The sequence below is a fragment of the Sporosarcina psychrophila genome, assembly GCF_001590685.1.
GTDB classification, from domain to species: Bacteria; Bacillota; Bacilli; order Bacillales_A; family Planococcaceae; genus Sporosarcina; species Sporosarcina psychrophila.
On sequence record NZ_CP014616.1, the window covers coordinates 353,797 to 376,743 of the forward strand.

20 protein-coding genes and 5 tRNA genes are annotated in these 22,947 nt (G+C 43.1%); 17 read left to right on the forward strand and 8 right to left on the reverse strand.

Features of this window, described 5'->3' with window-relative positions:
• The first annotated feature begins 8 nt into the window (after positions 1–8).
• Both AZE41_RS01635 and AZE41_RS01640 read left to right on the forward strand, forming a co-directional pair.
• The gene (locus tag AZE41_RS01635) at positions 9–725 is read left to right on the forward strand and encodes an N-acetylmuramoyl-L-alanine amidase (protein ID WP_067204853.1); all 717 of its coding nucleotides are present in this window, start codon (positions 9–11) and stop codon (positions 723–725) included.
• A gap of 81 nt (positions 726–806) precedes the next feature.
• On the forward strand, positions 807–1,865 hold the full coding sequence (locus tag AZE41_RS01640) for an Mrp/NBP35 family ATP-binding protein (protein ID WP_067213800.1): 1,059 nt from the start codon (positions 807–809) through the stop codon (positions 1,863–1,865).
• Between the two features lie 23 nt (positions 1,866–1,888).
• Here the strand turns inward: AZE41_RS01640 and gerD are convergent, their stop codons facing one another.
• Positions 1,889–2,518: a spore germination lipoprotein GerD gene (gene gerD / locus AZE41_RS01645; RefSeq protein ID WP_067204856.1), complete on the reverse strand. Its 630-nt coding sequence runs from the start codon at positions 2,516–2,518 to the stop codon at positions 1,889–1,891.
• Between the two features lie 144 nt (positions 2,519–2,662).
• On the opposite strand from gerD, the gene AZE41_RS01650 reads away from it, so the two are divergent.
• A complete protein-coding gene (locus AZE41_RS01650) occupies positions 2,663–3,343 on the forward strand; it encodes a KinB-signaling pathway activation protein (RefSeq protein ID WP_067204859.1) in 681 nt (226 codons plus the stop codon).
• Positions 3,344–3,416: 73 nt separating this feature from the next.
• On the opposite strand, the gene AZE41_RS01655 is transcribed toward AZE41_RS01650, so the two are convergent.
• Positions 3,417–4,079, reverse strand: a complete 663-nt coding sequence (locus AZE41_RS01655; protein WP_067204862.1) for a polysaccharide deacetylase family protein — start codon at positions 4,077–4,079, stop codon at positions 3,417–3,419.
• 196 nt (positions 4,080–4,275) lie between these two features.
• On the opposite strand from AZE41_RS01655, the gene AZE41_RS01660 reads away from it, so the two are divergent.
• The 12 genes from AZE41_RS01660 to glmM all read left to right on the forward strand — a co-directional run bounded on the left by AZE41_RS01660 (position 4,276) and on the right by glmM (position 13,185).
• A tRNA-Asn gene (locus AZE41_RS01660) sits at positions 4,276–4,350 on the forward strand.
• Between the two features lie 3 nt (positions 4,351–4,353).
• Positions 4,354–4,429: transfer RNA gene (locus tag AZE41_RS01665), tRNA-Thr, on the forward strand.
• A gap of 18 nt (positions 4,430–4,447) precedes the next feature.
• A tRNA-Glu gene (locus tag AZE41_RS01670) sits at positions 4,448–4,519 on the forward strand.
• Positions 4,520–4,601: 82 nt separating this feature from the next.
• A tRNA-Tyr gene (locus AZE41_RS01675) sits at positions 4,602–4,685 on the forward strand.
• Between the two features lie 153 nt (positions 4,686–4,838).
• Positions 4,839–4,913: transfer RNA gene (locus AZE41_RS01680), tRNA-Gln, on the forward strand.
• 322 nt (positions 4,914–5,235) lie between these two features.
• Complete coding sequence (locus tag AZE41_RS01685; RefSeq protein ID WP_067204866.1) at positions 5,236–6,960, forward strand: GGDEF domain-containing phosphodiesterase; 1,725 nt, start codon at positions 5,236–5,238, stop codon at positions 6,958–6,960.
• Positions 6,961–7,048: 88 nt separating this feature from the next.
• A complete protein-coding gene (gene rocF, locus AZE41_RS01690; RefSeq protein WP_067204869.1) occupies positions 7,049–7,954 on the forward strand; it encodes an arginase in 906 nt (301 codons plus the stop codon).
• Between the two features lie 271 nt (positions 7,955–8,225).
• On the forward strand, positions 8,226–8,789 hold the full coding sequence (gene sigW, locus AZE41_RS01695; RefSeq protein WP_067204872.1) for an RNA polymerase sigma factor SigW: 564 nt from the start codon (positions 8,226–8,228) through the stop codon (positions 8,787–8,789).
• A 12-nt stretch (positions 8,790–8,801) separates the two neighbouring features.
• Positions 8,802–9,437, forward strand: coding sequence for an anti-sigma factor family protein (locus tag AZE41_RS01700; protein WP_067204875.1), 636 nt, complete (start codon positions 8,802–8,804; stop codon positions 9,435–9,437).
• 258 nt (positions 9,438–9,695) lie between these two features.
• A complete protein-coding gene (cdaA, locus tag AZE41_RS01705; RefSeq protein ID WP_067204877.1) occupies positions 9,696–10,532 on the forward strand; it encodes a diadenylate cyclase CdaA in 837 nt (278 codons plus the stop codon).
• Complete coding sequence (locus tag AZE41_RS01710; protein WP_067204879.1) at positions 10,525–11,796, forward strand: CdaR family protein; 1,272 nt, start codon at positions 10,525–10,527, stop codon at positions 11,794–11,796. Before cdaA ends, AZE41_RS01710 begins: the two co-directional genes overlap by 8 nt.
• A gap of 39 nt (positions 11,797–11,835) precedes the next feature.
• Entirely contained in the window at positions 11,836–13,185 is a 1,350-nt protein-coding gene (gene glmM, locus AZE41_RS01715; protein WP_067204882.1) for a phosphoglucosamine mutase, read from the forward strand.
• Positions 13,186–13,322: 137 nt separating this feature from the next.
• On the opposite strand, the gene pstB is transcribed toward glmM, so the two are convergent.
• From pstB to AZE41_RS01740, 5 genes are all read right to left on the reverse strand, one after another.
• On the reverse strand, positions 13,323–14,096 hold the full coding sequence (gene pstB / locus AZE41_RS01720) for a phosphate ABC transporter ATP-binding protein PstB (RefSeq protein WP_231885811.1): 774 nt from the start codon (positions 14,094–14,096) through the stop codon (positions 13,323–13,325).
• 61 nt (positions 14,097–14,157) lie between these two features.
• A complete protein-coding gene (pstA, locus tag AZE41_RS01725; RefSeq protein ID WP_067204887.1) occupies positions 14,158–15,030 on the reverse strand; it encodes a phosphate ABC transporter permease PstA in 873 nt (290 codons plus the stop codon).
• A gap of 1 nt (position 15,031) precedes the next feature.
• A complete protein-coding gene (gene pstC / locus AZE41_RS01730) occupies positions 15,032–15,970 on the reverse strand; it encodes a phosphate ABC transporter permease subunit PstC (RefSeq protein ID WP_156475937.1) in 939 nt (312 codons plus the stop codon).
• Between the two features lie 92 nt (positions 15,971–16,062).
• Complete coding sequence (locus AZE41_RS01735) at positions 16,063–16,995, reverse strand: PstS family phosphate ABC transporter substrate-binding protein (RefSeq protein WP_067204890.1); 933 nt, start codon at positions 16,993–16,995, stop codon at positions 16,063–16,065.
• Between the two features lie 369 nt (positions 16,996–17,364).
• Positions 17,365–17,805, reverse strand: coding sequence for a YtoQ family protein (locus AZE41_RS01740; RefSeq protein WP_067204893.1), 441 nt, complete (start codon positions 17,803–17,805; stop codon positions 17,365–17,367).
• A gap of 107 nt (positions 17,806–17,912) precedes the next feature.
• Here AZE41_RS01740 and AZE41_RS01745 point away from each other — a divergent pair, with 107 nt between their 5' ends.
• Together AZE41_RS01745 and AZE41_RS01750 are read left to right on the forward strand one after the other, a co-directional pair.
• Positions 17,913–19,481, forward strand: a complete 1,569-nt coding sequence (locus AZE41_RS01745; RefSeq protein ID WP_067204896.1) for an amidohydrolase — start codon at positions 17,913–17,915, stop codon at positions 19,479–19,481.
• Between the two features lie 48 nt (positions 19,482–19,529).
• A complete protein-coding gene (locus tag AZE41_RS01750) occupies positions 19,530–20,420 on the forward strand; it encodes a phosphotransferase family protein (RefSeq protein ID WP_067204898.1) in 891 nt (296 codons plus the stop codon).
• 56 nt (positions 20,421–20,476) lie between these two features.
• Here the strand turns inward: AZE41_RS01750 and AZE41_RS01755 are convergent, their stop codons facing one another.
• The gene (locus AZE41_RS01755; RefSeq protein ID WP_067204900.1) at positions 20,477–22,945 is read right to left on the reverse strand and encodes an MMPL family transporter; all 2,469 of its coding nucleotides are present in this window, start codon (positions 22,943–22,945) and stop codon (positions 20,477–20,479) included.
• Positions 22,946–22,947 lie beyond the last annotated feature (2 nt).

The window sequence follows — 22,947 nt, forward strand, 5'->3', positions numbered from 1 at the left end:
GTGTCCATATGAAACGGTGGTTTGTGATCTGTTTATTATTTGTGTGTTCTCTTGGAATTGTCATGTATGGCGTTAAGGCTTCGTCAGATCGGAATTTTTTCATGCCCGCAGAGCTTGGTGGGGTGAAGATACTTATCGACCCGGGACATGGAGGTATGGACGGGGGCGCTTCATCCGGAGATGTCGTAGAACGGGATATTACACTGAGTATCTCTCATGAATTGAAGAAGCGGCTTGAAAAGAAAGGGGCGACAGTTATCATGACGCGGACACAAGATGGCGACGCGTTGGCCGAACATGCCCCGGCTGAGAAATTCGGAACAACTCGCGAACGCAAAATGGCTGATTTGAAATTGAGGGAAAGCATTGCAATCAGTGAAAAACCTGATATGTTCATCAGCGTTCACGTTAACGCAATACCAGAGGAAAGATGGCGCGGGTCTCAAGTTTTTTATCATCCGGGGGGAGATCCTAATGGTGAATTTCTGGCAAAAGCTATTCAAGAATCATTCCAGACTAATTTAAAAAATACGGAACGAGTAGCAATGGCAATTAAGGGTGTCTATTTGCTGAAAAAAGTACCGACTCCAGCAGTTCTCGTTGAAACAGGTTTTCTGTCAAACAATGAAGAAAGGGCCCTCCTAATTGACCCTGCTTATCAAGGCAAGGTAGCTGATGCGATCATGGAAGGTATCGTTGAATTTCATACTGCAGATGAAAAGTGAGAGCCTTAATGGGATTTGCGGGTAGCTTATTATGGTATACTTGGAGGTGAATGAATAAACCTCCAAGGGGTGTCTACATTGATGAATGAAGAAACAGTACGTGAATTGTTGGGGCAACTGAAAGATCCGTTTTTACATAAAACGCTTGCGGAGACGAGTGGAATTACAGGCGTAACAATCAAGCCAGAGAAGAAGCATGTTAGCGTGAAGATAGCTATCGCTAAAATTAATACTGCTGAACAGATGGGTCTTCAAACACAAGTGGTCGATGCATTGAAAGGAGCAGGTGCTGATTCTGTTGGTATCCGTTTCGAAGAATTACCGGCAGAAGTGCTGGAACAGTTCCGTGGAAAAGTGACGGAATCGGAAGCACAAGATTTATTGTCACCGCTGAATGACGTTGAATTTATTTCAATAGCGTCTGGTAAAGGTGGCGTAGGGAAATCGACTGTGTCGGTTAACCTTGCTGTAGCGCTTGCGCGTCTAGGGAAAAAGGTCGGTTTAATTGATGCTGATATTTATGGCTTTAGTGTACCAGATATGATGGGTGTAACTGATTTGCCAGTTGTTCGGGGTGACCGGATTATCCCAGTTGAACGTCTAGGCGTAAAAGTTATTTCTATGGGCTTCTTCGTTGAGGATAACGCACCAGTTGTATGGCGCGGTCCAATGCTTGGGAAAGCACTCGACCAGTTCTTCCGCGACGTTGAGTGGGGAGATCTTGACTACCTATTCCTCGATTTGCCGCCAGGTACAGGGGATGTTGCGCTTGATATCCACCAGATGATTCCGACGTCTAAAGAAATCGTTGTAACGACTCCGCATCCGACAGCTGCATTTGTTGCTGCGCGTGCAGGAGCAATGGCGCTTCAGACCGACCATGAATTGCTTGGTGTAATTGAAAATATGTCTTGGTTCGAATCGAAAACGTCAGGTGAACGTGAATTCGTATTCGGTCAAGGCGGCGGCGTAAAATTAGCTGAGGAACTTCGTACAGAGTTACTTGGGCAAATTCCTCTTGGCCAACCGGACTGGGATGAAGAAGATTTTGCACCTTCCGTCTATGCAGAAGATCAACCTATCGGGAAAATTTACATGGACATTGCGGAAAATATTATTAAAAAAACTACGAAACAATAATGGATGTAAAAAGGTGGAGAAGGCTATTTGCCTCCTCCGCCATTACTTTTTTCCTGCTTGTCTTCTCCGCCACTTCCGCCAGCACCAGCACCTCCACCACCACTACCTCCACCGCTCTCCTCTGGTTTCGGTTCACCGGCTTTTAAAATCAGTTCTTGCCATTTCGTTTGCAGTAAAGGGCTGTTAATGGTTTCTTCAACAACTTTTTCAAGATGTTTCTTCATATTTGCCGACTGGGTAACGGTTTCTAACTGCTTTAACATGTCGGGCTGGGTGAAAAACTCTTCCAACTGTTTTTGGAATGATGAATCATCCATCAGTTGTTTCATGATATCTTGCTGCTGTTCCTTCATGCTTTTTGCAATGGTTTCAGTGAACTTTGGATCTTCGAACGTTTTTTTCCAAAAATCTTCCCCTTTTTTAGAAAGGAGAGTGTCTTCGACGGATTTCTTTACTTCAGGTTGTTCTAGAATAAGTAGTTCCTTAAATTCCGGATCTGCGAACATTTGCCGAACCGCTTTTTTCCCCTCCTCCGTCTGGAGTGCATCGGTCATCATTTTTTTTGTTTCGTCGTATGTCGGAGCAGCCTGCTGCATGCTACATCCAGTCAATAAAAGGGCCGAAAACAGGAATAGACCAATTCTTTTTTTCATGGAAATCAAATTCCCTTCCAGATGCATTTTCATTTATTGTTCACAATACGACGTAGAATATGCATGAATCGTTTAATGAAATAGATTTTTCATCAAAACGTTGTTACACTATTGGAAGTAAAAACAAAACGGAGGATCACTATCGTGACAATACGAAATTGGGTCAAATTCTTTTTTACAGCATTACTAATCGGAGGCTTCATGACGGCGGTTGTAGGATTAATTGTCCGCTGGGAGTTCTTCTCTCAATATTTATCCAATGGTGAATACGGTCAATTCATAGGTGCATTTCTTTGGATGATCTTCCTTGGGTTTACGATGAGCGTCGTTGCGCAAATGGGCTTTTTTGCTTATTTAACGGTCCATCAATTCGGTGTGAATATCTTTAAAACACTCACATTGTGGAATTGGGTTCAGCTATTAATCATTGCGATTGTCCTATTTGACCTTATCTTCTTCAGATTCCAATTGACGTCAGATGAGACAGGTCGTACAGTTCTGTACCTAGGATTACTTGCAACACTAGTAGGTGTTTCCGCGGTAACCGCTTATTTCAAGGCGAAATGGACGAAGAAACACACGCTCATTTCAGCACTATTCTTCATGATCGTTATTACAACACTTGAATGGTTACCTGCGTTGATGGTACGTTCAGGTAATATCGATTCATGGGTCACAATCCTGCTCTTCCCGCTTCTTGCAGTGAATGCGTATCAAATCTTAGTACTACCGAAGTTCAACAAGCAGTCTGATGAAGATAAGGTGAAGCTGGAAGCACGCAGAAAAGCACGAGGCAAAGTTACGAAGTCTGCTAAAGCAAAATAAAAAAACAGCACACCAGCCAGTTGATAATGGCGGATTGTGCTGTTTTTTTATAAGAGAAGGTGAGGCGGTTGGGTTATTCGGGTATTTTTTTGACATTCACCTTCGTTCCGAATAACATGGCTTCCACAGATATAAAAGTTCGATCTTTATCTAACTTTTTTAACTCAGCCAAATTAACACGGTTTTCCCGGTGATGGGGGACAGAAATAATTTCTCCTTTAGTGACAGAAGGGAGGTCGCCACCATTCCAAACAACAGATGAACCCAGTGCATTAACTTCCGCATCCCAGAGCATACTATGCAAGTTCGCTGGAAAAACTTCATCAATGGTACGAAACCAAAGAGGTTTTACCCCGAAAGTTTTTTCGAACTGCTCAAGTTGTTCTATGAACAAAATTGTGTTTTGTTCATAGGTTACACCCTTATCGCCGAGTAACCCTATAGAAATATTTTTTTCTTTGATGAGTTGCACGGTTTCTGGAAAACGACCAGCCCATTTCATATCAACGAGTAGAAGTGGATAAGGTTTACTGAGTTCTTGGATCCATTGTTCCACTTCTATATCCCCGAATGAAATATTTACGGTCAGTGCGGAACCACTAGCGCCGCGTACAATAACAGCAGGTTCCTCCGTTACGCGGAACACGGATACAAGAGATAGTTGTTTAGGTAAAGCGGGAAGGAGCAGGAAGAGCGCGCAGCAAATAATGGCAGTCATCATGTACTTGTTTCGCATATGTTGTCCCCTTTTTGCACAATCTACCGTAAGTTTATGAAAGTGTGTTGACAAATATGCAAAAGACGTGATAATATATATAAGTTGCTGTCGGGAACAAAACAAACTTTAAAAAAGGTCTTGAAAAATATTTAATGTTTGTTATAATGGAGTTTGTCCTGAACGACATGAACAAATTTAAATGAATACTTATTATTCCGCAGTAGCTCAGTGGTAGAGCAATCGGCTGTTAACCGATCGGTCGTAGGTTCGAGTCCTACCTGCGGAGCCATATGCTTCCATAGCTCAGTAGGTAGAGTGCTTCCATGGTAAGGAAGAGGTCACCGGTTCGAATCCGGTTGGAAGCTCCAGAGCAACTTTAAGAATGAGGCCCCTTGGTCAAGCGGTTAAGACACCGCCCTTTCACGGCGGTATCACGGGTTCGAATCCCGTAGGGGTCATTAAAACTTTTTCAGCGTAAAATGTTGAAAGAAGTTTGCTTGTTACTTAAGGTTTTGAATCTAATAATACATATTTTAACATGGTGGGGTAGCGAAGTGGCTAAACGCGGCGGACTGTAAATCCGCTCCTTCGGGTTCGGCAGTTCGAATCTGCCCCCCACCACCAATACTATTTCAACGCTTGCGTTGAAAACAGTATTCCTTGATTTTAACGTTTTGCGTTAAAAAGAGTTTACTTTAAGGTTGTTATGTAAAGCATTGAATAGAGTAGATCTTACTTTAATGCAAAGCACCGAAAAGAATTAAACTTAAATACTAGTGGGGTATAGCCAAGTGGTAAGGCAACGGACTTTGACTCCGTTACTCGTTGGTTCGAATCCAGCTACCCCAGCCATTTTCTTGCTTTACCAAACCATGTGAATTGCAAATAGCTTTATTAACCCTTTCGCCAAAATGAAAGGGTTTTTTTCTATTTTCAACTAGATATAATTCTCTATATTGAACAAATGAAATACCGATATGAACTGAGTGAAGGTGCCATAAAAAAGATAGCTGAAGCCGGCAGATATCCCTTAGCTCCGAAGCGAATTTACTGGAGTTCTTTATTTCACCATATATAGCCCGAAAGAACAAATTTATTGTAGAGTAAATGGGGTTATAATTGTTTTTGCAGGCCCCCGTAGGTTGAAAAAGGTTTTTAGGAAAGAAGTGATTTTATGCAAGGAAATAATAAAATGGTAGATGATTTAATTCGCCATGATGGTAGTCATAGTCCGGAAAAAATGCTTAGGGACATTGCCTATGCACTTGATCAGTCAGCTATTGTTGCTGTCACAGACCAGACAGGGAAAATAGTGTATGTGAATGAGTTGTTTACAAAAATAGCGCAATACAGTGTGGAGGAACTTGTGGGGGCAGACCATCGGATTATCAATTCAGGCTTTCATCCTTCTTCGTTTTTCAAAGAGCTATGGGCGACAATCGGCAGGGGAAATACATGGCGTGGTGAAATCTGTAATAAAGCCAAGGATGGATCTTATTATTGGGTCGACACGATGATAGTTCCATTTTTAAATGATAACGGAAAGCCCTATCAATATATATCCATCCGCTATGACATCACTAAGAGTAAAGAGTCTGAGCGGATGATACGCGACCTTGCTTATAATGACCAATTGACCAGTTTACCTAATCGAACTTCATTTCGGAAAATGTTTTATCAAGAAATAGAAGTAGCGAAAAAACAGAGAACAAAACGAGCCTGTATCTATATGAATGTCGACCGTCTTCGCTATGTGAATGATTCGCTTGGACACGAGGTAGGTGATTATATTTTGTCTGTTATTGCGAAGAGGTTAAGGACAATTCTAAAAGAAAAAACTGTTATTGGCAGACTTTCAGGTGATGAATTTGCATTCCTTCTTTTAGATGTACGTGATGCACAACACGCTGAACAACTGACAAAAGAAGTTCAGCAATATATTGAGGAACCTATTGAAGTAAAGGACCAAATGCACACACCATCTTTAAGTTTCGGGATTGCCTTGTATCCGGAGCATGCTAAAAAACCTTCAGAGCTTGCAATGAAAGCAGAAAAAGCTCTTTCTATCGCCAGAACGCATGGCGGCGGAGGATGTGAGATGTATCAGCACGGAACAGCGGCCAAAACATTGGAGCGGATCTTGCTGGAGAATGAATTACGGAAAAGCGTTCATTTGGGTCATCTCCATCTTGATTATCAGCCTAAAGTGAACTTGAAGACAGGGAAGTTGATAGGTGTTGAAGCGTTAGTGCGGTGGAATCATCCCGATCTTGGCAGAATACCACCCGATAAGTTCATTCCCGTGGCGGAAGAGACGAAAATCATCATACCTCTCGGGGAATGGGTACTGCGTGAAGCTTGCGGGCAGGCAAAAAAGTGGCAAGATAATGGATATGGACCGTTTCGGGTGGCTATCAATATGTCAGCCGTGCAATTGGAAGAACCAACTATTTTGCATACGATTAAAACAATTCTTGAAGAGACGGGTGTCACAACAGATTTGATTGAAATCGAATTAACTGAAAGTGCATTTGCCGACCGGGAAGATATGCAGGGAAGAATTCGTGAAATAAGGGCGTTGGGTATTACGGTGTCTATCGATGACTTTGGAACAGGTTATAGTACGTTTAGTTATATCAAAGAACTACCAGCTGATACGATTAAAATCGATATGTCCTTTGTGCGCGATATACACCTGAATGAAGATAGCCAGGCAATCGTTAAGGCTATTGTAACTTTAGCAGATACTGTGGGCTTAAACGTCATTGCGGAAGGTGTGGAGTATGAAGAACAAGCCGTTATCCTAATGAATTTAGGTTGTCGTGAGGGTCAAGGCTATTACTATAGCAAACCAACGTCTCCTGATGCATGTGAACAGTTCATGGGGAAAAGATTGTAAACGAATAAATATTCAGATACTTGTTGAGTTGAGCCAAACCTTCTCATGGACTTATACTAGAGATATAGATAAGGGGAGGTAATTTGACATGCAACATTTGAATATTTCATTAATCGGTGTACCACTCGATTTTGGACAAAGTCGTCGTGGGGTGGATATGGGGCCAAGTGCAATCCGATATGCAGGTGCTGTAGGGAGAATTGAATCGATTGGCCATCAGGTTACGGATGAGGGCGATGTTCAGGTAAGTGCTGTGGAAAGAAAAAAACATAGTGATACGAATTTGAAGAACTTAGATGAAGTCATTCAAGCGACTACGGAGCTTGCGCGAAAAGTTGCTGAAGTTGTGGATGCGGGTAGATTCCCACTTGTTTTAGGAGGCGATCACAGCATCGCTATTGGAACACTTGCTGGCTTGTCGGAAAAATATAAAAATCTCGGTGTCATCTGGTATGATGCGCATGCAGATTTTAATACTGCAGAGACATCGCCTTCCGGTAATATTCATGGAATGCCTCTTGCCGTAAGTGTTGGGCTAGGGCACGAAAGTCTCGTTAATATACATAGTGAAGGTCAAAAAGTAAAACCGAAGAATGTTGTCATCATCGGAGCACGTTCTGTGGATCCGGAAGAACGTCAATTGCTCAAGGAGCAAGGTGTCAAGGTGTTCACGATGCATGAAATCGATCGCTACGGAATGACTTCGGTTATGGAAGACGCTCTCGCCTATCTACGTTCACGTGATGTCGACGGTGTCCACTTGTCGCTTGACTTAGATGGACTTGATCCGCTGTATACACCAGGAGTCGGAACGCCGGTACCGGGGGGAATTAGTTATCGGGAAAGCCATTTAGCGATGGAAATGCTGGAAGACTCAGGCATGATTACTTCGGCTGAATTTGTAGAAGTAAATCCGATTTTGGATGAGAAGAATAAAACAGCTGATGTTGCGGTAGGTTTAATGGGCTCACTGTTTGGAGAAAAACTAATTTAATCAGTTCTTGAAAGCCCATCTGGTAACTTAGATGGGCTTTTTTTTGAGGGGAGCGAGTATAAACACTGAAAGAGCCATGCATTCCACGGGACAACCGTTTCGAATCCTGCATTTCACTTCAATCATAAGCCACTTACTTTTCTAATCATAAATATAGTGAGGAAATAACTAACAATATCTGTTAAAATAAAATTAATGAAAAAAAATGAAACCTGTCGACACCTTCAAACGTATAGAAGGGACAGCCGCATAGAGCGGAGGGTGAAATACATTGGATGAACTGATCAATAAACGAATAAATGAAGTCTTGAAAGGCGATCAAAATGCATTTGAAGAAGTAGTGACTTTATTTCAGCATCGCCTATACCAAGTATGTTACAGGATGCTTGGCAACGCACAAGAAGCAGAGGATATTGCGCAGGAAGCATTTGTCCGTGCCTATATCAATATTCATACATTCGATCAAAAACGGAAGTTTTCAACGTGGCTGTTTCGGATTGCGACGAATTTATGCATCGACCGAATTCGAAAGAAGAAACCTGATTATTATCTCGATGCAAATGTCCCGGGTACAGATGGTCTGAATATGTACTCACAAATTGCCGCATCCGGCGAGCTACCTGAAGATGAAGTCGAAAGAATGGAATTACAGGAACGAATCCACTACGAAATCGGAAGACTTCCTGATAAATACCGTTCCGTCATTATTTTAAGGTATATCGAGGAATTACCGCTACAAGAAATTGGTGACATTTTGGAATTACCACTAGGGACCGTAAAGACCCGTGTCCATAGAGGGCGGGAAGCACTTCGGAAACAGATAGGTAATATGTAGGAGGGAATTAATATGAATACGTGTCCGGAACAAATCGTTCACTATATGCACGCGTATTTAGACGGTGATATTAGCCGTGACGAAGAGCGGCTATTGAAAGAACACCTAGATAGCTGCAAAGAATGTAAGGAAATTATGAATGGATTAACTGAGTCTATTGCTTTTATAGGAAGTGCTGCAAAAATAAAGGCACCGGACAGCTTTGTCAACGGTGTTATGGCACGACTTCCCAAAGAAAAATCCCAAGCGGGTGTTCAACGCTGGTTGCGTAGCCATCCACTTTTGGCAGCTGCAGCCATGTTTTTAATCCTTATGAGTGCAACACTATTTTCAAGTTATGGAAACGACCAGCAGTTTTCGGTGACGAAACAGCCGAATCTTGTTGTCGAAGGACAAACGGTACTCGTGCCCGCCGGTGAAACAGTTAAAGGTGACATAGTCGTTAAAAATGGTACCCTCCGTATCGAAGGAGAAGTGGATGGCAACGTTACAGTTATTAGGGGTTCTAAATATATGGCCTCTACAGCGATTGTAACTGGTAAGAGCGAGGAAATTGACAAAGTGTTTGACTGGCTTTGGTATAAAATAAAAACAACAGCTAAAGACATCTTTCCATCATCAAAAGATGACAAGCAAGATGAAAAGTAGACAGGGCGACCCCGCGACCGTTTAGAGTTGGTAACCGGTCGCTCTTTTTCATTGCTTAGGAAACTATAAAATCACGTACAGTGGATTGGCTGCAATATAGAGACTTCACGCAGACATTGCCGCAGGACGTGGCATACTTTGGCTGTGTTCATTTATAACAGCTGCTTGCGCTTTTGTTCTTTTCTAAGAAAGGACAGTGCAGTGCTGTTATGCTATACTATACGCATAAGAAACTGTTTATGAAGGTAGGCGAAGCACATGCCAAAATGGCAAGAATTAGTTGATTTCAGTCCAGTAGCGGCATTTATTAATATTGTAGATGTGCTTCTCGTCTGGTTTGTTTTTTATAAATTGATTACGATTATAAAAGGAACGAAAGCGGTTCAACTTTTAAAAGGGATTTTTGTCCTTCTCATTGCTCGTATTCTGACTGAGTTTTTTGGACTTGATACGCTTCAATGGATGATGGATCAGGTTCTTCCGTTTGGATTTCTGGCTATTATTATCATCTTCCAACCCGAGCTGCGGCGTGCGCTTGAACAGATTGGTAGAGGACGGCTATTTGCTCGTACAATGATGCAGGAAGAAGAGGAACGTGATCGTCTGATTGAAGCGTTTGTGAAATCTGTTAGCTATATGGCGAAACGGCGAATTGGTGCGCTTATTTCAATTGAAAAGGAAACAGGTCTAAGTGAATATATTGAAACCGGTACAGGTATGGATTCGCTGATTACGTCAGAACTTCTTATCAATATCTTCATCCCGAACACGCCACTCCATGATGGTGCAGTCATTGTCCAGCGTAATCGCATTGCGGCAGCAGGATGCTATTTGCCGCTGTCGGAGAGTCCGTTCATCTCAAAGGAGCTTGGAACACGACATCGTGCAGCCCTTGGAATTAGTGAAGTAACGGATGCTGTCACGATTATCGTGTCAGAAGAAACTGGAGCAGTAAGCCTTACTGCAAATGGGGATATAGATCGGAATCTTGATATGGAGGAATTTGAAGCGCGGTTGCGGAGAGTCTGGTTCGGTTTAACAACTGAAAAGCAGGATTCTTCCATCTGGAAGTGGAGGTGGAGAAAAAATGGATAAGTTTATGAATAGCCCATGGTTTCTTCGCTTGACAGCCTTATTCCTTGCAATTATTCTTTTTTTTACTGTGCAGGCAGAAGAAAAAAAGGGTAGCAAAGCAGTTGGAGATGCGAGGGACATCATTCAGGATTTCCCTGTACAAGTGTTTTATGACAATGAAAATCTTGTCGTGACGGGAGTTCCAGAAACGGTCAATATGACCATTGAAGGCCCAGCGAATATTGTCCAGACAACGAAATTATTAAAAGACTTTACGCTACGAGTCGATTTGTCTAGTTTGCCAATGGGTAAGCATACAGTTGAGATTCAAAGTGAGAATGTTTCTGAGAAGCTGAAAGTCATCTTCGATCCCGCGACAATCGAAGTCGTAATCGAAGAGAAAATCACACAAACATTCCGTGTTGATCCTGAACTGAATGAACGTCTGCTTGCTGAAGAGTTCAATGTCGTTAAGATAGATGTCGATCCGTCAACTATCGAAGTGACGGGGGCGAAGAGTGTTATTGAATCGATCAGTTTTGTAAAAGCCTCAATAACAGGAGACAAGGAAATTAACAAATCATTCGAGCAGCAAGCACGGGTCCGGGTTTTAGATAAAGATTTAACGAAGCTGAATGTGACGATTGTTCCTGAACAAGTAACTGTCAAAGTTGAGATTTCCGAATATAGTAAAGAAGTGCCAATCGTACTTAAATCGCGTGGAGTTCCTGTTACTGGTGTCACTGTCGATGCCATTTCTGCTCAGGATAAAACGATTAGTTTATTCGGTCCACGGAAAGTACTGGATCAAATTAAAGAATTCAGCGTTGATGTGGATGTATCCGAAGTAAAAGGACAAGGAACAATGGCGATTGATTTGAAAAAACCTAAAGGTGTTACAAAGATGTCTTTAGATAAAGTTAAAGTGAAAATAGATGCAACAGTGATTGATTCAGACTTGGAAGTAATCAATCCGGAGCCGCCTGTTGAGGATGTAAAAGTAGTTACGAAGGAATTTAAAGACATACCTGTTACTGTAAAAGGACTTGATGAAAGTTTCACGAGTTCATTTCAAAAACCGGCGGCCGGTTTGGTTGTACTAACTGTCACGGCGGAACAGGATGTAATTGATACATTGGAGAAATCAGATTTCACCGTTTATATCGATGCGTCTGAAACCACGGACGAAGGAGAACAGAATTTCTCAGTCTTGGTTGAAGGACCCCTAGATGTGAAATGGATATTATCAGATAAAGAAGTAACGATGCATATTGAACTTGCCTGACATACAGTTGAATGTGCAGGATTGAAAGGGAGAATGAAAATGACAAAGTATTTCGGGACCGATGGCGTCCGTGGGGTTGCAAATAAGGAATTGACACCGGAAATCGCATTTAGATTGGGTAGAATTGGTGGGCATGTGTTAACAAAAGAATCATCAGGGAAGTCACAAGTACTCGTCGGCAGGGATACGCGTATCTCGGGTCAGATGCTTGAAAATGCCCTAATTGCGGGTCTTTTATCGACGGGGATTGAAGTGATGACTCTTGGGGTTATTAGCACACCAGGTGTCGCTTACTTGACGCGCGTCATGAATGCACAGGCCGGAGTCATGATCTCAGCTTCACATAATCCTGTCGAAGACAATGGCATCAAGTTTTTTGGTGCAGATGGTTATAAACTGACGGATGAACAGGAAGAAGAAATTGAGCAACTGTTAAACGTACAAGAAGACTCGTTGCCGCGTCCGACTGGAGCAGACGTTGGTTTTATAACAGAGTATTTTGAAGGCGGACATAAATATATTCAGTACTTAAAACAGACGGTCGACGAGGAATTCGCGGGAATTCATGTTGCACTCGATTGTGCACATGGTGCGACATCTACACTGGCAACACATTTGTTTGCTGATCTTGATGCAGACCTAACAACAATGGGAGCATCGCCAAACGGCTTGAACATTAATGACGGTGTTGGTTCGACTCATCCTGAAGAATTGGGTAAACTCGTTGTTGAAAAAGGTGCCCATATTGGTTTAGCGTTTGACGGAGACGGAGATCGTCTTATCGCTGTAGATGAACGTGGAGAAGTTGTTGATGGTGACCAGATTATGTTCATCATCGCACGTCATTTACATGAAGGAGGCCGCCTTAAATCAGGAACGATAGTCTCAACGATTATGAGCAATCTAGGTTTCTATAAAGCATTGACGGAACACGGCATGAAGAGCATTCAGACAGCCGTTGGTGATCGGTATGTTGTAGAAGAAATGAGAAAAGGAAATTATAATCTTGGCGGTGAGCAATCAGGCCATATTATCTTCCACGATTACAATACAACAGGCGATGGGCTTCTTACAGGACTTCAGCTCGTTAACATTATGAAAATAACTGGACGTAAGCTATCTGAACTTGCGGCAGGCATGAAAATTTATCCACAAAAACTTGTTAATGTACGTGTTACGGATAAGAATGCTGTGACGGATAATGCATTAGTAGCAGAAATAATAGCAGAAGTAGAAAAAGAGATGGCAGGCAATGGCCGCGTTTTGGTTCGTCCTTCGGGCACTGAACCGCTTGTGCGCGTCATGGTAGAAGCGCCTTCTGAAGAAGATTGTGTACGTCTTGTTCAGCGTATTGTTGACGTTGTGCAAGCAGAAATGGGAACTGAATAAGAGACTAAACCATTGATCGAAGATGTCGTTATTGACGATATCTTCGGTTTTTTATTTTGCCGAAAACAAAAAGGCATCTCAAGATAGTGAGGAAAACACTAACTCGAGATGCCCTTTTTGTTTACCAAATGAGATTATCAACCGAATCGCCCGTTGATGTAGTCATCGGTGCGTTCGTCTGTCGGCGTACTAAATAGTGTGGATGTACGATCGCATTCTACGATTTCTCCGTTTAGGAAAAATGCAGTGCGGTCGGAAATTCGTGCTGCCTGTTGCATGTTATGTGTAACGATTGCTATTGTTACATCGTTTTTGATGTTGCGAATCAATTCTTCGACTTTATGTGTCGATACCGGGTCTAGTGCTGAAGTTGGCTCATCCATTAGGATTACTTCTGGGTCAACTGCGAGGCAGCGTGCTATACAGAGCCGTTGTTGCTGTCCGCCGGAAAGTCCATATGCGCTTTTGTTCAGACGGTCTTTTACTTCATCCCATAAGGCTGCTTTACGTAAGCTGTCTTCAACAATTGTATCTAACATTGCTTTATTACGGATACCGTGAATCTTCGGCCCGTATGCAACGTTTTCATAGATGGATTTCGGGAATGGATTGGGTTTTTGGAATACCATGCCGACTTTTGAACGAAGCAATTCCACGGACATCGCTTTGCCAAGAATATTATTGCCCATAAATGTAACATTACCAGAAATGGTGACGTCGCCTACGTTTTCTACCATCCGGTTTAGTGTTTTTAAATACGTAGATTTTCCGCAGCCGGAAGGGCCGATGATTGCTGTTACTTCTTTTTCATTGATGGACAAGTCGATGTTTTTAAGCGCGTGCGCCGTGCCATACCAGAGATTTAAACCGTTTGTTTCATAAACTGCTTTTGTCCAATTTTCATTTTTCATGACACGAAGCTTAGCATCTTCAGTAGGTCGAACGAGTGTTTTTGTCATAATAATCCTCCTATCAATTTTTAAGCTTTTTTTGTGATCTATTTCTAAAGTAAATCGCAAATCCGTTCATTGTAATGAGTAAGATCATAAGCACGATAATTCCTGCTGAGGCAGCATCTGCAAATTCGGGTTGTGGGCGTTTAGCCCAGTCGTAAATTTGCATCGGAAGAGCTGTAAATGTACTAAGCGGTCCAGTTGGCAGGAATTGAACGATAACCGGTATCCCAAGAACAATGAGCGGTGCTGTTTCACCGATGGCACGTGAGAAGGATAAGATGCTACCTGTCAAAATAGAACCTGCTGCGGACGGTAAAATCACATGAATGATTGTTTGCCATTTTGTTGCACCCATGCCATATGAAGCTTCTCGAAGTGTGTCTGGAACGGAACGAAGTGCTTCTTGGGAAGCTACGATGATGATTGGTAAGATTAGCAAACTCATCGTCAATCCAGCAGCCAAGATACTATTGCCTAATGATGATGCACGGACAAAAACAGTTAGACCAAGAAGTCCGAAGACAACGGAAGGAACGCCGGCAAGGTTACTGATATTCATTTCAATAAAAGAGGTCCATTTATTTTTTTTAGCATATTCTTCAAGGTAAATAGCGGAACAAAGGCCTAGGAACATGGATACCGGAATAACGACGGCCATGAGAGCCAGTGTACCGACAAGAGCTGCTTTAATGCCCGCCTTTTCAGGGAAGCGGGATCCGAAATTCGTAAAGAATGAAAAGTTCAACCGTCCGACGCCATCTGCACCAATGCCGTAAAACAGGAAGAATGTAATTCCGAGGACGGCGGCAGCGATTGCACCGAACAGCCATTTCATCGCTGAATCTTTTGTAAGTCGACGATTTGTTTTTGACTGAAGAACGCGGTCCATATTAGTATTCCTCCCTGAATTTCGTCTTGATGTACAAAGCGGCCCGGTTCATTAGGAATGTGAACAAGAATAGCATGAACCCGACAGCGTAAATGGAATAATAGATTGTTGTGCCATAGCCTGCGTCGCCTGTTGCGACTTGAACGATATAAGAAGTCATCGTTTGAATTGAACCTGTAAAGTCCATATTGAATATTGGCGTGGAACCTGCGGCAAGTGAGACAATCATTGTTTCTCCTACAGCCCGTGAAGCAGCAAGGATAATCGATGCTGCAATACCGGAAATTGCTGCTGGAAAGACGACTTTGATAGCTGTTTCAAATTTTGTAGACCCAAGCGCGTAAGACCCCTCGCGGAATGAAGCAGGAACAGCAGAAAGTGCATCTTCCGAAAGCGAGATTATCATTGGTAAAATCATAATACCGACTACAATACCGGCACTTAGTGCGTTAAATAACTTCAATTGTGGAATGAAAGACTGGAGCCATGGTGTCACGACTGTTAAGGCAAAAAATCCGTAAACAATCGTTGGAATTCCAGCCAGTAACTCAATAATTGGTTTGATGAACTTTTTGATTTTTGGTGACGCATATTCACTGAGGAAAATTGCACACGCAAGTCCGAAAGGGACCCCGATAAGAAGCGCAACACCTGCGATTTTTAAAGTCCCGACGATTAAGGGAAGTACACCGAATGCCTGATCAGCATTGGAAAAAGGTGCCCATTCAGTTCCAAAAATGAAGTCAGTGATCTTTATTTCTTGAAAAAAGATGAATGTTTCTTTCAGTAATGTGTAGATAATCCCAAATGTTGCCAGTACAGTGATGGAAGTGACAGCGAGTAAAAGATGCGGGATGAGTTTGCCAAACTTCTCATTCTTTTTAGCAGCAGCAATGACATCGCGTGTTCGCAACTTATCTGTCGGTTTTATTGAAGTCAATCTATGGACCTCCTATTGGATAACGTTGTTTAGTTACGGTGTTGAAAGGATAATGGCTGCCCTACTATGCAGGACAGCCAGGAATCGTTCTATTATTTCAGAGAATCCAATGCTTTACGTCCTTCTTCATAGTCTGCTTCAGGCAGTTGTACATAACCAACTGCTTCGGCCATTTCTGCTGAGTTGTCGATAACAAACTCCATGAAGTTACGAACTTCTTTTTTCTCTTTAACTGCATCGTTGCTGACATAAATGAATAGTGGGCGAGAGAATGGAGTGTATTCGCCAGACTCGATTGTTTGTGCATTCGGTTCAATACCATCTATTAATACTGCATTTAGCGCGTCTTTATTTGATTCGTAGTAAGCATAACCGAAAAATCCAATTGCATTTTTGTCACCTTTAATTCCTGTAACAAGAACGTTGTCATCTTCAGAAAGTGTTGCAGATTTTACAAGGTCAGCATCTTCCAAGACAACTTCATTGAAGTAGTCATATGTGCCAGAATCTGTACCTGGTGAATAGAAGACGATTTCTTCAGCTGGCCAGCTTGGGTTGATATCAGACCATTTTTTTGCTGATCCATCTTCTGCCCACATTTTCGCGAGATCTTCAACAGTAAGTGAATCGACCCAAGTGTTTTCTTTATTTACAACGATTGTTAAACCGTCGTTTGCAATTTTAAGTTCTGTATAATCAACGCCTGCTTCGTCAAGCTTTGCTTTCTCTTCATCTTTAATGGGGCGGGATGCATTTGAGAAGTCTGTTGAACCAGCGATGAATTTTTCAAATCCGCCACCTGTACCGGAAACACCTACGGATACTTTAACGTCTTTTTCAGCTTGTGCATATTCTTCAACAATCGCTTCCATGATTGGCGCAACAGTCGATGATCCGTCTCCTGCTACACTACCGCTTAAGCCTTCGCTAGTTTTAGCTGATGTATTACCGTCCGCTCCACCGCAAGCAGCGAGAAAGATCGAGCATGCAAGTCCGAGTGTTGCGAGTGTTTTCATGTTTTTCATCTGTTGTTGCCCCCCTAGAGTGTTTTGACTACAATTCAAATGATAGAGGAGAATTGTTGAGCGGGTATGAAGGAATCGTTAAGGTTTTGTAAACGAGATAGGGGGATATGATCGGTGTGGAAGGGTATATGATTGTTCTTCGCGGTTGTATGATCGGTGTAGGAACGCCATTAAAAAAGACTGCCCTGATGAGGACAGCCCGTGGGATGGTATTTAAAAAGGTATAAGTTTTTTCAACCTGGAGCAGTGTCTAGGCTCCAGGCGCAAACCCTCGGGTCATAAGTCGTTTTGCTATGGGGCTGAAGTACGCCTCCTCGCAAACCGTCTTATGCCTGTCGGGGCTAAACGGCAGCTTGCGCTTTTCTTAGTTCATTCGAAAATATAATGCAGTGCTTTTACAGCCTGATCGACAGTTTCAACGGTAGCGTTTGCTTTGCGTGACAATTCCTTTAGTGCATGATGATGTGCTTCATTACGAATTAGGATGAGTGGTTTGCCGAATGCGACGGCGGCACTCGCGTCCATCGCGGTATTCCACTGCTTATATTTCTCCCCAAATAAAGCGATGACAAGATCGGCTTGCTTCATTAATAGCTCCGTACGCAAATTATTAAAGCTAGATGCCGCAGCATCTTTGGAAATTGCATTCGGCTGCTTGCCTAGAATATCTTCCCCGATGTTATCAGAACGGTCATGGTCTTCCATGGGACCGACGAAATCGATTGGCAACTTAAGTGCAGCCACTTTCATCTTTACTTCCTCACGCCATGAACTATGGATTTCCCCTGCCAGGTAAACAGTTAATCTCAACTTAATCCCTCCTAATCATTAATCTTAATTGTAGCATTGATAATCAAAATGTTGCTCGTGAATGACCGAAAGTTTAGACTATAACTAGAGAGATAGGGGGAATTGAGATGAAAACACTTTGGCATAATGGCACGATGTATACGATGGAGCAAGAAGGCGACCAAGTTGAGGCGCTGCTCACAGAAAACGGTAAGATTAGTGCAGTTGGCACATATGGCGATTTAAAAGAACGAGCAGATAATGAAATTGACTTACAGGGTTCCGTTCTTTATCCAGGATTCGTCGATAGTCATATGCATATGATTGGTCACGGCGAAAAATTACTAAGTTTGGACTTATCGAAGGCAACGTCCGCTGATGACATGATGGATATGCTGATAAATGCTCATCCTGATTTGAAATCTGACGAATGGTTTATCGGAGAGGGATGGAATGAAAATAACTTCCCAGATAAAAAGATCCTCACGCGACATGAATTGGATAAGGTCACGGATTCCCCTATGATTTTGAAACGGACATGTAGACATGCGGCGCTCGCCAATTCAAAAGCGCTTGAGCTGGCAGGTATTTCAAAAGATACACTTGATCCCGAAGATGGTGTCATTATGCGTGATGCGAACGGGGAACCTACGGGCTACTTGAAAGAAGGAGCGCAGGAGATTGTACTTGCCCTTATTCCAGAGCCGACAGAGGAATCATTGACTCGGGCCTTACAAAAGTCAGTCGATGATTTGCTGTCACTTGGACTGACAGGGGGAGTGACGGATGACCTCGGGTATTATGGGGATTATAAAAACCCGCTACAAGCATTCAAAAACGTTATTGGTGAACAGAAGAAATTCCGCGCACATTTATTGCGACGGTCAACTGTTTTCCAGCAATTGAAGGAAGAGCAAGCTACTTATAATGAACCTTGGATTGAGCCTGGCGAGATGAAATTTTTCATCGACGGAGCGCTTGGAGGTAAAACGGCTTTGTTAAGTAAACCGTATGCAGATACGCCCGAAACATTCGGCATGACAGTCATTACGGATGAAGAAATTGGTGCGATAGTGTCGCTCGCACGCAAGTATGGCGAAGCAATTGCTGTTCATGTCATTGGGGATGCAGCTGTTGAAAAAGCACTCGATGCGATAGAGAAGTACCCGGTACCTACTGGCAAACGTGATCGACTTATCCATGTAAATGTCTTGCGTGAAGATCTAGTCGAGCGGATGGAAAAGTTGCCAGTCATCCTTGATATACAGCCGGTGTTTGTTTCATCAGACTTCCCATGGGTCATGGATCGTTTAGGGGAAGACCGTCTTGATTGGGCCTATGCGTGGAAAAAGCTGCTTGACCGTGGATTCATTTGCGGCGGCGGTTCGGATGCGCCAATCGAGGAGGTCGACCCATTGCTTGGCATCTATGCAGCGGCAACGCGTCGGAAGCCTGGGGAAACCCACGATGGCTATTTGCCAGATGAAAAACTAAGTCGCTTTGAAGCGGTCGGCCTCTTTACGACGGGGAGTGCGGGAACAATCGGAAAAGCGGACGTCCGCGGTAAGCTTGCGCCCAGGTTCGATGCTGATTTCACAGTGCTCGACAAGGATTTATTCCGAGTGGAAGATGAAGAGATCGTGAACGCGAATGTTGTGATGACCGTTATTGCGGGTGAAGTGATGTATAGAGGGTGAAATGGGACTCGTCTAATCCATAATTCATGTTTAAAGGAGGGGTGGAATTTGCGACCAATCGAAAAAGCAGAAATCTGGGTGCAGCAAGAAGTAGGGGGTGTCGTCCATTGGATGAAACGACTCCCAGGCAGTACATCCTCACTTCTTTATGAAGTGAAGACGGAAGACTCGGAAATGGTTTTACGACAATTTGACAATGAGGAGTGGCTTCTTGAAGAACCTGATCTCGTCAAGCACGAAGCGGCGAGCCTTCGAAAAGCTTCGGATAGTGGGCTGCCGACTCCAGCGCTGATTGGGTCTGATGAAACAGGAAAGCTGAGCGGGTTACCGTCTATCCTTATGACGAAAGTTGAAGGGAAAGTAGAGCTTCTGCCAGATGATTTCAACCAATGGACGGATGGATTGGCAAAAGTACTTGTGCAAATTCATCAAGTTAAAGCGAATGATTTTACATGGAAATATGCGCCGTATACAAAACGGGCGGACGTCAAATTCCCCGAATGGACGAAGAAACGGGATGTGTGGCAGGCGGCATTTGAACGTTTCCATGGAACGGAGCCTGAATTTTTCGAGACGTTTATTCACCGCGACTTTCATCCTGCAAACGTGTTGTGGACTAACAAAGAAGTCAGTGGGATTGTCGATTGGCCGAATGCATGCCGCGGTCCAGCGGGTATCGACGTGGGTCATTGTCGTGTGAACCTCGCGCTGTTGCATAGCGTCGAAGTGGCAGATCTATTTTTACAAGCCTATCAAAGACATGCTGAACTCTCATTTTCGTATGAACCCTACTGGGATATTGTCTCCGTGTTTGATTTTTTGGACGGACCTCCTGTTGTATACAGTGGATGGGCGTCGTTTGGTGTTACAGGTTTGACGGATGAAATGATGGCAGCACGATTGGATCAATATTTGGAGAGTATCAGTAACAAAGAGTAGAATCATTAAAAAAGCGTCCGTTCCCCACAAAAGGAACGGACGCTTTACGTATTATATCAACCTCTGAACGGCCACCATACCCCTCTGCCAAACGATACAGTAATCGCCGGAATGAGTAATGGAAGAATGATGAGTCCATACAGAAGGAGTCCTGTAATGACAATTGTAGCGATTTGTACGAGACTCAACACGCCTGAAGGCATCATTGCACCAAATGTTCCGGCGAGTATGATGGATGCAGTAATGATGACCGTACCCATTTTAGCCATCGACATCGTAAGGGCCTCTCGTATATTCAGCCCATTAATGCTCTCCTCACGGAAGCGGTCGAGTAAGAAAATGGAGTAATCCACACCGAGCGCAATAAGCAGAATGAAGCCAAAGAATGGAACTGCCCAGCTGATACCATCATAACCCAACATATTGACAAAGATGAGTTCAGTTACAGCGATAGATGTGTAATATGTGAGCAGCAAGGAGCCAATCATATACAAAGGCATGATTGCAGAACGGAATAAGAACGTCAAGACGACGAACAAACTGGCAAGCATAATAATGACTGTGCGCTTGAAGTCTTTTGACGAAATATCATACAGATCCGAATTCATACTGGATACTCCGCTATATGCAAGCTCTGCGTCAAAGAAAGGTGTTCCGATAACTGAACGGGTTACGCTGTCTTTAATGTCATGCACCGTTTGGATCGCTTCCCTTGAATAAGGATCATAGTCCAAAATCACTTCAAGTAAAATCCCTGATTCGGCTCCGAACGTATAACGGTCAATCACCGGCTTGAACGTTTCATTGCTGAGCGTGCCTGACGGGATGAACAAACCGGTAGCACGCACACTGTCCGACTCACTCATTTCTTTTAATGATGCGGATAATTCGCCAAGACCGGAACCGATTTCATCCAGGCCTTTAGTAGAAGCACCAACACCTGCAGAAAGCTGCTCGATACCACCTGCGGCTTGTGCAAGTCCAGCACCATTGACTTCAGCTGCAGAACCGGTAGAAAATATGCCGGTCACTTGGTCCAGTCCGCCTTGAACTTCTGTCAGTCCTTTTTTTACCTCATCCAGTCCACCAGTCGCATCACCAAGACCCTCTGACATAAGACCAAGCTGGTGGTCTACATACAAGTCTTCGATAATTTCACCAGTTGGACGCGTAATCGTCCGGACCGTTTTCACGCCGTCAATCTTCTCGATATCCCGGCTGATTGCTTCGAGATAGGTGACGTCAGTTTCATTGACAATCGGGCCGTCTTTTTTCAATAAAACCTGGATTGGCAACGAATCTCCTTTCCCGAATGCTTCAGAAATAGCATTGAGGCCCATGACCGATTCTTTACTCTTATCAATCTCATCGACTGTGTTGAATGACAAATCATTATCATATGTCAATAGAAGTGGGACTGTGATAACTGCCACAATTAGCATAGAAATGAGCGGCCGCTTGACCGAAACTTTACTGAAGGCAACCCATATTTTACTGTCTTTATGCGATGCAGCTTGTTTTGAAGGCCAAAACAATTTGTCTTTCAATAAAACCATGAACAATGGAACAACTGTAAATAGCACGACCATCAACACGGCAATTCCGACCGCGACGGCCACAGCTGATTTAAAAATCGGGAAGTCTGCAAATCCGATTGCTGCAAATCCGATAAAGACGGCAAGACCGCTGATGAACAGTGTACGACCTGCAGTTTTATACGTATTAACGACTGCATCCTCGACGCTATGACCTGCTAGCAATTCTTCTTTATAACGGCTGAGCAACAGAATACAATAATCCGTTCCTAGTCCGAAGAGGATAGCTACAAGGAAAATCTGTGTGTAATTAGAAACAGGGAATCCGAACCAGTCAATGAAAAAGGCAACAAATGATTGACTGAGTAAATAGGAGATCCCTACCGCAATAAGCGGTATAAATGGTGTGACAATTGAGCGGAATACGATGAGAAGCAAACCGAAAATAAGCACGACGGTAATAATTTCTGTTTTTTTCAAGCCGTCTTGTGCGCTTTGGTTTACATCATTGCCGATAATCGCTTCACCTGTTAAATAGACTGTCTGGTTTTGGGGTAAAATATCACTATGAATTTTATCAGCAAGGGCAATAATTTCATCAAATGTACCGTCCACAGTAATTGGTACGAGGACTGTCTTCTGATCTTTTGAAACAAGTTGCGCTTCCAGTTCTTTACTTTCAAATGGGTTAAGTATTGCTGAAACTGGCTTGCCCAGGGCTTCAAGTTTGTCTACAACCGATTGAATTTCTTTTTTCATCGCAGCATCTACTGGTTTTTTCAGCGGATAGACGAGTGAAATCGTATCTTCGGAAGCACCGGCTTTTTCTAGCATATCAGCCGCTTTTTGCGAATCAGCACTGCTTGGAAGTTGTAGTGAGCCCGCTTCTTCTGCTTGTTTTGCCAAATTTGGTGCTAAAATGAATAACGCAATTGTCAATGTAAGTAAGCCGATGAAAATCGGCCATTTGAATTTTAAAATAGCTCTCAAAA

Coding starts and splice junctions, on each gene's coding strand:
- AZE41_RS01745 (WP_067204896.1), top strand. CDS start 17,913: ATGAAAACACTTTGGCATAATGGCACGATGTATACGATGGAGCAAGAA.
- cdaA (WP_067204877.1), top strand. CDS start 9,696: ATGCCAAAATGGCAAGAATTAGTTGATTTCAGTCCAGTAGCGGCATTT.
- AZE41_RS01685 (WP_067204866.1), top strand. CDS start 5,236: ATGCAAGGAAATAATAAAATGGTAGATGATTTAATTCGCCATGATGGT.
- gerD (WP_067204856.1), bottom strand. CDS start 2,518: ATGAAAAAAAGAATTGGTCTATTCCTGTTTTCGGCCCTTTTATTGACT.
- AZE41_RS01710 (WP_067204879.1), top strand. CDS start 10,525: ATGGATAAGTTTATGAATAGCCCATGGTTTCTTCGCTTGACAGCCTTA.
- AZE41_RS01655 (WP_067204862.1), bottom strand. CDS start 4,079: ATGCGAAACAAGTACATGATGACTGCCATTATTTGCTGCGCGCTCTTC.
- pstA (WP_067204887.1), bottom strand. CDS start 15,030: ATGGACCGCGTTCTTCAGTCAAAAACAAATCGTCGACTTACAAAAGAT.
- AZE41_RS01700 (WP_067204875.1), top strand. CDS start 8,802: ATGAATACGTGTCCGGAACAAATCGTTCACTATATGCACGCGTATTTA.
- glmM (WP_067204882.1), top strand. CDS start 11,836: ATGACAAAGTATTTCGGGACCGATGGCGTCCGTGGGGTTGCAAATAAG.
- AZE41_RS01735 (WP_067204890.1), bottom strand. CDS start 16,995: ATGAAAAACATGAAAACACTCGCAACACTCGGACTTGCATGCTCGATC.
- AZE41_RS01635 (WP_067204853.1), top strand. CDS start 9: ATGAAACGGTGGTTTGTGATCTGTTTATTATTTGTGTGTTCTCTTGGA.
- rocF (WP_067204869.1), top strand. CDS start 7,049: ATGCAACATTTGAATATTTCATTAATCGGTGTACCACTCGATTTTGGA.
- AZE41_RS01640 (WP_067213800.1), top strand. CDS start 807: ATGAATGAAGAAACAGTACGTGAATTGTTGGGGCAACTGAAAGATCCG.
- pstB (WP_231885811.1), bottom strand. CDS start 14,096: ATGAAAAATGAAAATTGGACAAAAGCAGTTTATGAAACAAACGGTTTA.